Below are 11,954 nucleotides of genomic sequence, written 5' to 3' on the forward strand. Positions count from 1 at the left end.
ATAGAACCTATCTTTCTTTATAATTTTTTATAAAAAGAATAACTTACCTTATCATACCCTTCCCTTTCATAAAAACGATGAGCATCAATTCTAGGAAACGCTGATGTTAAGTCGATAGACTCACATCCATTTTCCTTTCCCCAGTTCTCTATATAAGAAAGTAATACATTCCCATATCCTTTTGAACGATGTGCTTCTGCTGTTACAAGGTCATATACGAAAACGTGCTTCTTATTATAAAAGTTCGTACAAATTGCTACACCGGCAAGGCCAACAACTTCATCATCTTCATTACGTAACGAAAATAGTTTATAATTTTCTTCTTTCATTTTTCGAAATAAAAAGCCTGCTTCCTCTTCGGAAAGCTGTGTTCGTAATTGCTGTAAAATAGGTAATACTTCATGTAATTGTGCTTCTGTTACTACTTCTTTAACATTCATTTGAACTCTCCCCTAACAATTTGTATAATTTTCTAAATGTTATATCATTATTATAGGGAGTATCTGCCCTTCACTTAAGTGACAGTTTAATTATTTTTTATAAGGCCAGTTTTAAAGGAGAGTTCTTACTATGGATTTTACTATCCCATTGCAATTAGAAAGCAATACACCTATTTACTTACAAATTTACGAATTTATAAAATATGAAATTATACAGGGAACTATTTCTGTTGGTACACGTCTTCCCTCACATAGAAACTTAGCGTCACAACTTAATATTAGCCGCATTACTGTTGAATCAGCTTATCAACAATTATTAGCTGAAGGTTATGTAGAAAGTAAACCGAAGCGTGGTATTTTTGTTGCAAATGTCGATATTGACGTTATCCCGAATAAAAAATTAAATATGGCAAAGGAAAAGAGCAGTTTAATAGAAGATCCGTTTGAATATGATTGTAGCCAAGGTCTTATTGATCAAACTGCTTTTCCGATTACAAACTGGAAAAGAGCGTTACAAGAAGCAATACTAAAGTACGAAAATGCGTTATTTGCTAAAGAAGACCCACAAGGTGAGTTCGTTCTTCGAGAACATATTTCAACATATTTATATCATGCGCGCGGTGTATATTCTTCACCTGATCAAATTGTGATTGGTGCCGGAACACAGCCACTTCTTTGGCTACTAATTCAACTGCTTGGTCCTACAAAAGAGTACGGCATTGAAAACCCTGGATTTCACCGTATACATGCAATTGTTAAAAGCTGCAATCAACAAATTCATCCCATTCCATTAGACGAAAAAGGGATTCGTATTTCTAACTTATACAATACAAATTCCAATGTCGCATACGTTACGCCATCACATCAATTTCCGCTTGGAATGATTATGCCTTTATCTAGAAGATTGGAATTGTTAAAATGGGCCAATGATCGCGATGGATATATTATTGAAGATGACTATGATGGGGAGTTCCGTTACGCAGGTAAACCAATTCCGTCTTTACAAAGTCTTGACTCAAATGAACGTGTTATTTATATGGGGACTTTCTCAAAATCTTTTTTACCTTCTTTACGAATGGGATATGTTGTTTTACCACCGCATCTTTTAAAAACGTATGAAGCGTTGCAAGGTATTTTTAAACAAACAGTCTCTACTACACAACAACTTGCTTTCGCTAATTTTATACAAAGTGGAAATTGGGAACGTCATATTAACCGCAGTCGTACGTTGTATAAAAGAAAACATCATACATTAGTAAAATTCATTGTGAAAGAAATGGGTACTAATGTTCAAATTCTTGGTGAACAATCAGGTCTTCATATTGTTCTACGTATCCATAACAATATGAATGAACAAGAACTTATTGAATCAGCTAAGAAACAAAGTATTAAGTTATATCCACTTTCTCCCTATGATTTTGTAAATGATTTACGCAAAGAATCTTACGTATTACTCGGTTTCGGTAGTATTCCCGAAAATAAAATTGAAACGGTAGTAAACTTATTGAATGAAGCTTGGTTTCCTAGTTAAAAGAGAATTTGCTAACGCTGAGTTTAACTCGTAATACAATAACAATTCAACAAAACAAAAAAGAAGATTGTCCAAAATAGCTTTTTGGACAATCTTCTTTTAGTTAATCACCTGATCGAGCGGTCCTTCCCGGACGCTTAACACCAGTTGTTTCTGTTGAATAAGAAGCTTCAATTATAGCAGTTGGATCTACAGAGAGAACGAGATCTTTCATTTTCGGATAAATGAAACGGTTTGTAATACAATAAATGATTCTCTTATGCTCTCCTAAAAAACCGCCTTCTCCATGTAGATACGTAACGGATAATTGCAATTCTTTCATAAGTAGATCGCCTATTTCTTTATTCTTACCAGAAATAATCATGACGCTCTTTCCTTGATTAATGCCATCTAATATGAAATCAATCATCTTCGTAACAATATAGAAAATTGCTAATGAGAACATCGCTTGTTCGATTGAAAATAAAATGGCCACAAAAATGAAAATAACTGCATTTACAGCAAGTAAAAATGTGCTAATTGGTACCTTAAAGTGTTTGTTCATCCAAACTGCTAACATTTCTGAGCCATCTATTGCTCCGCCCATTTTCACTACAATCCCTACACCAATTCCAAACAGTACGCCACCATAAAGTACAATTAATAGTTCAGAAGTTGTAATCGCTGGAAATGGTTTTAAATAAATCAATCCGAGTGTTGTAACGACATTCGCATACGATGTACGTATAAAAAATTTCTTCCCCATTACTTTTGCAGTAAATAGTAAAATAGGAATATTAAGTCCTAAAAACACGCCATACAGCGGTAATCCTGCAACTTTATTTGCCATAATAGCAATAGCCGTTACCCCGCCATCTACTAGTCCATTAGGCGCTAAAATAAGCTCTAGTGAACCCGCTACAATAATGGAGCCAATTGTTAATAATACGTATTCAAATACTCTCTTCATTCATTACCCCCAAAACTTATATATTTTCTTAGTATTATTTTAACGTAATCTTACTACTAATACAAAGATATCAGTTTATATACACAGAAGTTTCACCTTTACAGTGATTTTTATGTAATTGATTTAAAGCCTAATAGAAGAAACACACTTACATATTACAATAAGTGTGTTTTAAGCGTTTATTCTGCTATTCGCGAGCAGTAGACTCCCGTTTCAAATTTCAAGCTGAAACAAAGAGTCGGCTACCCAAAAACGCCCGATTCGTGTGAGCTAACAATCAGTTGTAGATGAACAAAGTCCACACTGATTAAAGTTTCACTTTATTTAAGCTTTAAATATGAATTCATTTTCATTTTAAATATTTCATCAACTGCTCTCTCATACCCACCACTATTTCGAAGTGACTTTCCAACTTTACGACTATTTTCCTTAAATGTTACATCATCCATTACTTCCTTTACAGTCTCACGTAACAATTCAGAAGTTAATTCTTTACGATTAAGCCTTATTCCAGCTCCTACTTCAGTCACTCGTTTCGCAACTAAAGGCTGATCTCCTGTTATCGGAATTACAACTAACGGGACACCGTAATATAACGCTTCACTCGAGCTGTTCATACCACCATGTGTCACGAATACATCAGCATGCTGTAATACTTCTAATTGCGGCACATAATTATACAACTTAAAGTTATTCGGAATATTTTCAAATTGACTTATATTCATTTTCTTACCAACAACTAATATGACTTTCGCTTCTACATCTTTAAACGCTTCAAAACATTTTTCATACAGGGCAGGTTGTTCATTAAAAACTGTTCCCATAGAAATAAAAATCACTTTTTCATCTTTTAAATCTTTAATAGGAAAACTGTTCTCTTCTTTTCGAGTAGCAATTGATGGACCGACAAATTTATACGATTCATCAAATACATCCGAATGTGGCTGATATTCTTTTGAAGTGTATACAATCGTAATATCGCCAGGATGATTCATAATATCATACAAACTATTACATTTCATTCCATACTGCTCTTTCCATCTTTCCATTCCCACTACACAAGATTGGTATAATGGATTGGTCTCATCTATTGGGCTCGATTCTTGCTCATCATTAAAAGTAATGTACTGATTAAAAGCAAAGGTTGTACAAGAAGAAACGCTTTGCAACTGTAGAATATTCGCTATAATACGTCCAACCGGAAAATGATTATCGTATATTAAGTAATCGTACTTTTCTCCTTTTGTTTCTTCTACAATTTTAGTAACAATACGTTCTGATGCTTCAATCATATGGGACAGCATCGTCAAAGGACTACCACCCTCATTAACTCGTTCCATAATATTAATTTGCGAAAGAAAATTCTCAAATGATCGAAATTCAGCGCCTGTTGCTTCAACCTTGTTTTTGTAATCTTCAATACAATATGATACAACTGTTTCCCCACGTCGAATTAACTCATTAACAACTGCTATCGTCGGATTAATATGACCTTCTCCAGGGAAATTTATTACGAGTACGTTCGCCATACCATTCTCTCCTTTCGATTCAACACACATTAATTAATACTTAATCATGTTAATTAATTTAAATCTATTATATAGGAATCTATTCTCCTTCTTCCTATCTTTCTCTTCATTTTATTATTGAGAAATATTGTCTAAAGCCTGCACTATTACGAGTACAGAACCTTATAAATAGACACTTCATTCCCCTTTTACTTTTCATATCTCGTATCATACGAACTTTACATTCGTGCATTTTTCACGTTTATCATTTGAAAACATTATTTTGATAATTCATACAAAACTAGAAAAATATAATTTCCATGCTGATTTCTCACTATAAATTTATGTATGCTCTATATTGTCCCCTATCATGATCCACGGGGTACATATTCTGTTATATAATAAATTTATAGAATTTACAGAAAAAATGAGGGGATTTCATGTTACAACAACTATTCACTTCACCTATTCTATCCATCCGAGCTTTACATCCAGGCTATGAAGATCATGCAAGTGACGTTTTTCTCATTCAAACAGCAGATGCAGAAGTTATCGTTCGTTCTTCTAAAATGAATGAAGAGCCAAATAATGATTTTTGGTGGGGATGCAAAAATCTCTTTGGAATTGATCCAAGGAACGTACATCATTTAGAAACGGTACATGCATTGCTGCAAAAACATACAAATCTTCCTATCCCAACAATTTTAGAAAAACATATTTTAGATGGCCAAGAATTCATTGTGGCTGAAAAATTAGTAGGTAATACAGTTCAATCTTTTATTGGGCAACCAGATTCTATTTTATTCAGCCTAGGAAAAGGACTAGCACAAATACATAAGTATTCAGCCCATTTCGTAGGAAATCCGTCACGTACACTCCAAGTTCCACTAGCGGAATTCCAGCCACACATTTTAAAAGTGAGTAAAGAACTTGTGAATAGGTTTTATTCCGATAACGAGAGCATATATAACGCATTTCATACTTTTGAGTCACAACTTTCTACCTTACCAACACCAAAGGAATCTACACTCGTCTTAATTGATATGGATCCTACTCAGTTTTTATCAGATGGTATAACTATTACTGGTTTAGTAGATACAGAAGCTTATGCAGTTGCCCCGCGAGAGTTTGATTTTATCGGATTAGAATATGTACTTTCAGAAAAAGAGGCTCATGCCTTTAAAAGTGGTTACGAAACAATTATGTCTATTCCTCATCTTGAGGAATGTAGACAGCCTTATCGTTATTTGTACCGACTGTTATCTGTTCAAGGTAGTGTGGAATTAAAGAAATGGCTAAGTTACCCATCCTATTTTTAAAAACGATTGCGAGGGATTATGAAATGAACATTGAAAAAAAGAATTCTTTAACAGCAAACGAAATTCAGCAAATGAAAGATTTAGCTCATATTTGCGGACAATACGATCAAATTGATTACTCATCAGATTTACATGTTAACTTTTTAACTGCTCGTAATAAAAAAGAAATCAATGATTTTCTATTTTTTGATGATACCCAATTAATTGGTGCGTTAAGTATGTACGACTTTGAAAGACCGACTAAACTGGAGTTAATAGGATTCGTGCACCCAAACTATAGAAAACAACATATAGGCACTACCCTTTTACAAACTGCCATGAACGAAATACAAAAAAGAGACATAGACGAAGCTCTTCTCATCATTAACGGAGATTCCTCATCTGGGAAAGCATTTGCAAATCAAATGAAATTACCTTATCTATACAGCGAGTATAATATGACGTGTAAATCAAATAAAAAACGAGAAACAATGAAGAATACTATTAAACTTTCCATCGCATCTTCAGAATTACTTCCTGATCTCATAGAAATCTCTAGTAAAGCTTTCGGGGATTCTGTAGCAAATACATCCACATGGTTACAAAAAATGATGAAGTCACCTTCTCATCAAGTTTACGTTGCTCTTATGAATGAAAAATCAATTGGAACGATTACAGTTACTCACCAAGAGCGATCTACTACACTTTCAGGCTTCGCAGTCCATCCTTCTTATCAAGGTAAAGGATATGGTAAAGATATTCTAAGTTATATGGTACATACACTCATTACAGAAGGAGTTTCAACGATTGAATTAGACGTCGAAACGAAAAATAACAATGCTTTACAGTTATATACACATTGTGGCTTTGAAATTATAATGAAGCATAATTATTATGACTTGTTCAAAAAACATCAATAGCCCAATTTTCATTTACGAAAAGTAAAGAAAAAACTGAATCATATCGATTCAGTTTTTTCTTAATATATTTACAACCGCAGTCGTTTCATTATGTTCTTTATAAACACGAGGAATTCTTCTGTCTAACATACATGTAACTTCATAATTAATTGTGCCTAACATATCCGCTACTTCTTCTACAGCAATTTCTTCTTCACCTTGTTTGCCGTAAAATACCACGTCGTCCCCTACTTGTACTGGCATCGCTTTTGTAACGTCCAGCATAAGCTGATCCATACAAACACGACCAATAACCGGCACTCGAACTCCATTAATTAATGCATACCCTTTATTAGATAACTGGCGATTATAGCCATCAGCATAACCAATCGGCACAGTCGCAATCCATTCTTCACCCGTTGTTACATACGTATTTCCATAACTTACACCACGATTTTTCGTCGCATGTTTAACATGAGCTACTTTTGATTTTAATGACAATGCAGGCTGTAAGGAAACGACTGTATGATCCACTTCTTTCGAAGGATACATGCCGTAAACCCCAATACCAACGCGAACCATATTTTGAAATGTATTGCTTAGTTCCATTGACCCTGCACTATTTGAACTATGAATGTATGGTATTTGCATCCCTAATTCATTTGCTGTATTTACAGCTTTCTCAAATAAACTTGTTTGCATATTCGTATACGATTTATCAATTTCATCTGCCGTAGAGTAATGTGTAAACATCCCTACTACCTCTACATACTCCATACGGTTTAATTCTTCTAAAAATGGTTTAACTTCTTCTTCTTGCAAACCGATACGGCTCATTCCTGTATCGATTTTCACTTGAATATGTGCTTTATTTTGAAGACGTTGTGCAATTTCATTTATGCCTTGTAAATCTTCTATTCTATAGACTGTCATCATAACGTCATATTGAATTGCGGATTCCACAGCTGCAACTGATGTATAACCCAATATTAAGATTGGTACAGTGATTCCAGCTTCTCTTAATTCGATTGCTTCATCGACAAATGCAACTGCAAGCTGGTTCACCCCTGCTTCAATCGCAGCTTTCGCAACTTCAACTGCCCCATGGCCATACCCATTCGCTTTTACAGCAGCCATCATTGCAATATTTTCATCGTTTACATGTTTTTTAAATTCTTTTACATTATGTTTTACAGCATTTAAGTCAACTTCAACAATTGTATCTCTTCCATATTTCAAACTCATTGGTCTAACTCCTAACTCAATAATTGCATTCCATTCTATTTCACGTTTCATATGACCTTTTACAATATAATACGTTTCACTATGCTAGTCAAACTACTAGAATTTTCGGAATTTTGAGTGTGATATAATACCCTTAAGAATTTATTATATATGGAGATGAGGAGAATTACAATGTTTGTACAATCTGCGTTGCATCAACTAAAAGTTGCTGTTGATACTTCTATCCAAATACTGAATCAATATAATGAAAGTGATTTGAAAATAACACCGATTGAATCAAAGCGGTCATTATTTGAAATGTGTACACATCTTTCCCTTATTTGCCATGCTGATTTACTCATCTTAAACGGTATTTCGGAAAAAAAGTTACATACCTTTTATATAGAACAAACACCCGAAACAATTGCTCAAATGCAACAAATGATGATACAAGGGTACGATTTACTTTCTAAAACTTTTTTATCCTATTCCAATGAAGAATTAGCGGAAATTATGACTGCTTATTGGGATATTGCTTATTCTCGATTCGAATGGTTACTTGAAATCGTCACTCACTTTTATCATCATCGCAGTCAAATTCACATTTTACTAGTTGAGCATGTTAAAGATCCTTGCATTCCTTTATTTGAATGAAAAGAGTGGAAACAAAGCCAATAAAGAGTATGACTCCTAATAAAATAAACGTCTGAGCATAGTCCCCTATTTTCATAAGATAAATAGAAATAATAGGTCCTATACTAGTTCCTAAAAATAAAATGAAAGTATAAATAGAAACTGCTATTCCCCTTGCTCTCCCTCCTAATTGGCCGACAAGAGAAACTAAAGATGGAACCGATATAGCAATACCTATTACGAAGCAGACGCTCATCATTACAAGTAACGGCAGTGTCGAAATAAATCCCATTGAACTTAGACTAAAAATAGCAACTAACAATCCTCCTTGAAGAACTTTCTTTACTTCGAACCTCTTTGTTAAACGACCTGCAAATGGTGATAGTAACATACCAAATAACCCTGCTAGGCGAAAATAAAGAATTTGTTCTGCTGTTAAATTGTAAGTAGAAGAGCTCAAATAATTCCCTAAAACAGTATACATATTAACAAAAGCCATTAATAAAACAAACGCAACCATATAGCTCCATACTAAGCTTTTATGTGTAAAAACTTTCCCCATCTGTTTCATTGGCCCCAAAATATCCGTATAAGCTTGAGACGTTTCCCCTTTCGGAAGAGAATAATGAACCCATACAGCAGTAATGATATAGACAAAGCTAAGAAGAAAGAACACCATATGCCATCCAAAATGCTGACTAACAGCAGTACTTATTACCTGCCCTGCAATTCCAGCTACTAAAAAACCGGTACTAACAAACCCTATCGTTGTAACTTTTTTCTCTACTGGAAACATTTCTACAACGTAAGCTAACGCCACTGGAGAAAATGTAGCTGCTGCTATTCCCTGTAACCCTCGAAGAATAATAAGCCAAAATAAGCTATCCACAAACCCTAAGAAAAAAGAAACAATCGACAGTGCAAGCAATCCAATAAAAATCACTTTTTTTCGCCCATATTTATCAGAGATTGCCCCAAATAACAAACAACCTATAGCAAAACCTACCGAAAATATACTGCCTGTAGCCGCAGATTGCGCTAATGAAACCTTAAAAATGTCTGAAAATAGAGCGATTAAAGGAATCGTCACATATAGGCTGGACATAACTACCATACCTGCCCAACATAACACCGCTGTCATTACTGTATAATTCCTCCCACTATTTACTTCTTTTGATATTTCCATCATAAAATCTCCCCCTTACATTGATTTTCCTCATCGATTGAAAACTTATAAAGTAAATGACTCAAAATAGAATCCCTTCAACACTCACTTAAGTCGTTTACGTTAAAAAATACATTATCGCCCTTTAAATTAGCTAAACATATAATAAGGTTACCTAATTATATGTTTAAATAAAAAAGTTGACTCTCACAATCAACTTATTTACCTACCTTCGCCTAATTTCATCTGCATAATTACTTGCATTTTATTTAATAGCTTCTCTAACACTTGACGCTCTTCTTGATTAAAGTCATTAACTAACGAAGCGCAAGATGACCAAAAAGTCGGTAAAGAATGTGTAACTAGTTCTTTTCCTTTCGGAGTAATTTTCACCTTTAATCTTCTTCGATCTTCAGAATGATGGAACCTTACGATTAACTCTCGTTTCTCCATCCAATCTAATAAGCCGGTGACAGAAGCACGTGTAATCCCTAATCGACTCGCTATATCCGACGGACTCATGTTCACTTCTTCTCCATTCGATTCCATTTCACGCAAAATAAATAACAATAAAAAATCTAATTTGCTTTCCGAAATACCAAGCGGAGCTAAATCTACGTCAACAGCATCAAGAACATTATCAGACGTCCATAACATTAACAAACCAAGTTTTGCTGCGATTGGATCTGTATCCGTTGATGCTGTCTTTTTTATTAACTCTGCATATGGATCAATCCCTAAAGGAAGATCACATTTTTTTGAATCCATTCATTTTCACTCTCCTTCCTCCCATTTAATTAGTTTACCTAACTACTTTTATATTATACTCATTTCTTTCCTTTTATTGCAAGAGTATTGTTAGCAAAAAATCCTATTATGAAAACAGGATTTTTTTCACTGACTAATTATTTTTTCAAATGATCCTAAACTCTTTTAAAGCAAACGAAATGCCACCTTCACTTGATTTCTTTGTAACGAAATCAGCTTTTGTTTTTAACTCTTCTCCACCATTTCCCATTGCAATTCCTAAACCTACATACTGTAACATTTCAATATCATTTCCACCATCTCCGAATGCCATTGCTTCTGACTTACAAATATTTAAATGTTCCAATACCTTTTGGATTGCAGTTAGCTTCGATACTTTATTATCTTCCAACACATTCATAACATAACCATGAAAACGTTCAAACGTAAGCATTGGATATCTTTCAAAAAATTTTTGAGCTTCCATTTCATCAGCATACAGACATATACAATACATCTCTTCTGATAAGTTTCTAACTTTATCAGGATACCGCTCTAAATTTAAAGTTTCGTTTAATGCTCGTATTACACGTTCATCTTTTGGGACTATACCATTCATAGAAAATTCTTCTGTAAAGTAAGAAACACTATGACCATGTAATTCAGCGAAATTTGAAATATCATGAACAATTTCACTTGAAAATATCGATTTATGAATAACTTCTTCCTTACACTTTATATGTCCACCATTTGCAGAAATAAATGTGTCTATGCCTAGTTCTTTAAATTGTGAGCATAAACTATATGGTCTCCCTGTTGTAACAACTACGTGAATTCCTTTATCTATTAACCTTTGTATTGCTTCTTTTGTACTTTCGTGCATACTTCTATCAATTTCACTTAAAAGCGTACCGTCAACATCAAAAAATACGACTTTGTACATAAATTTTTACATCCCGTCCAAATGATTCGTATCATTAATGAAATGTATCGTTTTTTGTTCACCCTCAATTTCAATTAAACTTATTCCCGTATCTCCCATTTTAAAATAATAGTCCATTGAAATTGGCATTTTGAAAAACGCTCGTAACATACTATTTATTACACCGCCGTGTGCAACAATTGCAATTCGATCATATGTATTCTCTGTCACGATTTTAGAAAAGATTCCTTCTATTCTCATTCTAAATTCAATAAATGATTCTCCATTTTCAAAACGGTCATGAAGAAACTTTGGCTCCGGATATTTTTTCGCTTCTTCAAAAGATAAGCCGGCTTGCACCCCATTATTAAACTCCATTAATTCCTCTTCTAATTGAATTGGACAACCAATTGCTTCCGCTAATGTTTCACCAGTTTCACGGGCACGTTTTAATGTACTTGCCCAAATGAAATCTGGTGGAAAGTCAGCCTTCACTTTCTGTACAAATCTTTGTACTTGCTGTCTTCCCTTTTCTGTTAATTCAAAGTCAGCTCGGCCTTCATGTACATGTAATATGTCTGCTTCAGATTCTCCGTGGCGTACTAGTAGTATTTGCATATTTCTCCCGCTCCTTTATT

Annotated in this window: 12 protein-coding genes; 4 read left to right on the plus strand and 8 right to left on the minus strand. The window is 34.1% G+C overall.

Annotated elements, in window-relative coordinates; translation table 11 throughout:
• Window positions 1–17 precede the first annotated feature (17 nt).
• Window positions 18–440: a GNAT family N-acetyltransferase gene (locus A6J74_RS06575; protein ID WP_001101104.1), complete on the minus strand. Its 423-nt coding sequence runs from the start codon at window positions 438–440 to the stop codon at window positions 18–20.
• A 130-nt stretch (window positions 441–570) separates the two neighbouring features.
• Here A6J74_RS06575 and pdxR point away from each other — a divergent pair, with 130 nt between their 5' ends.
• Entirely contained in the window at window positions 571–1,971 is a 1,401-nt protein-coding gene (gene pdxR, locus A6J74_RS06580) for a MocR-like pyridoxine biosynthesis transcription factor PdxR (RefSeq protein WP_000348006.1), read from the plus strand.
• A 103-nt stretch (window positions 1,972–2,074) separates the two neighbouring features.
• Here the strand turns inward: pdxR and A6J74_RS06585 are convergent, their stop codons facing one another.
• Both A6J74_RS06585 and A6J74_RS06590 read right to left on the minus strand, forming a co-directional pair.
• Window positions 2,075–2,920 (minus strand): YitT family protein, encoded by an 846-nt coding sequence (locus tag A6J74_RS06585; protein ID WP_000831972.1) that lies wholly within the window; start codon window positions 2,918–2,920, stop codon window positions 2,075–2,077.
• 320 nt (window positions 2,921–3,240) lie between these two features.
• Complete coding sequence (locus A6J74_RS06590) at window positions 3,241–4,449, minus strand: macrolide family glycosyltransferase (protein ID WP_000024446.1); 1,209 nt, start codon at window positions 4,447–4,449, stop codon at window positions 3,241–3,243.
• 419 nt (window positions 4,450–4,868) lie between these two features.
• Here A6J74_RS06590 and A6J74_RS06595 point away from each other — a divergent pair, with 419 nt between their 5' ends.
• Window positions 4,869–5,747 (plus strand): protein kinase family protein, encoded by an 879-nt coding sequence (locus tag A6J74_RS06595; RefSeq protein WP_000941384.1) that lies wholly within the window; start codon window positions 4,869–4,871, stop codon window positions 5,745–5,747.
• 23 nt (window positions 5,748–5,770) lie between these two features.
• A complete protein-coding gene (locus tag A6J74_RS06600; protein ID WP_033658412.1) occupies window positions 5,771–6,646 on the plus strand; it encodes a GNAT family N-acetyltransferase in 876 nt (291 codons plus the stop codon).
• Between the two features lie 48 nt (window positions 6,647–6,694).
• On the opposite strand, the gene alr is transcribed toward A6J74_RS06600, so the two are convergent.
• A complete protein-coding gene (alr, locus tag A6J74_RS06605) occupies window positions 6,695–7,870 on the minus strand; it encodes an alanine racemase (protein ID WP_000054187.1) in 1,176 nt (391 codons plus the stop codon).
• A gap of 171 nt (window positions 7,871–8,041) precedes the next feature.
• On the opposite strand from alr, the gene A6J74_RS06610 reads away from it, so the two are divergent.
• Window positions 8,042–8,503 (plus strand): DinB family protein, encoded by a 462-nt coding sequence (locus tag A6J74_RS06610; protein ID WP_000498012.1) that lies wholly within the window; start codon window positions 8,042–8,044, stop codon window positions 8,501–8,503.
• Here the strand turns inward: A6J74_RS06610 and A6J74_RS06615 are convergent.
• The 4 genes from A6J74_RS06615 to A6J74_RS06630 all read right to left on the minus strand — a co-directional run bounded on the left by A6J74_RS06615 (window position 8,472) and on the right by A6J74_RS06630 (window position 11,934).
• A complete protein-coding gene (locus A6J74_RS06615; protein WP_002109486.1) occupies window positions 8,472–9,668 on the minus strand; it encodes an MFS transporter in 1,197 nt (398 codons plus the stop codon). The genes A6J74_RS06610 and A6J74_RS06615 overlap by 32 nt on opposite strands.
• Window positions 9,669–9,869: 201 nt before the next feature.
• Complete coding sequence (locus A6J74_RS06620; protein WP_000377473.1) at window positions 9,870–10,415, minus strand: MarR family winged helix-turn-helix transcriptional regulator; 546 nt, start codon at window positions 10,413–10,415, stop codon at window positions 9,870–9,872.
• Window positions 10,416–10,560: 145 nt separating this feature from the next.
• A complete protein-coding gene (locus A6J74_RS06625; RefSeq protein ID WP_000278947.1) occupies window positions 10,561–11,337 on the minus strand; it encodes a Cof-type HAD-IIB family hydrolase in 777 nt (258 codons plus the stop codon).
• A gap of 6 nt (window positions 11,338–11,343) precedes the next feature.
• Window positions 11,344–11,934 (minus strand): histidine phosphatase family protein, encoded by a 591-nt coding sequence (locus A6J74_RS06630; protein ID WP_001166511.1) that lies wholly within the window; start codon window positions 11,932–11,934, stop codon window positions 11,344–11,346.
• Between the last annotated feature and the right edge of the window lie 20 nt (window positions 11,935–11,954).

This window comes from Bacillus sp. FDAARGOS_235 (assembly GCF_002073415.2).
Lineage (GTDB): Bacteria > Bacillota > Bacilli > Bacillales > Bacillaceae_G > Bacillus_A > Bacillus_A toyonensis.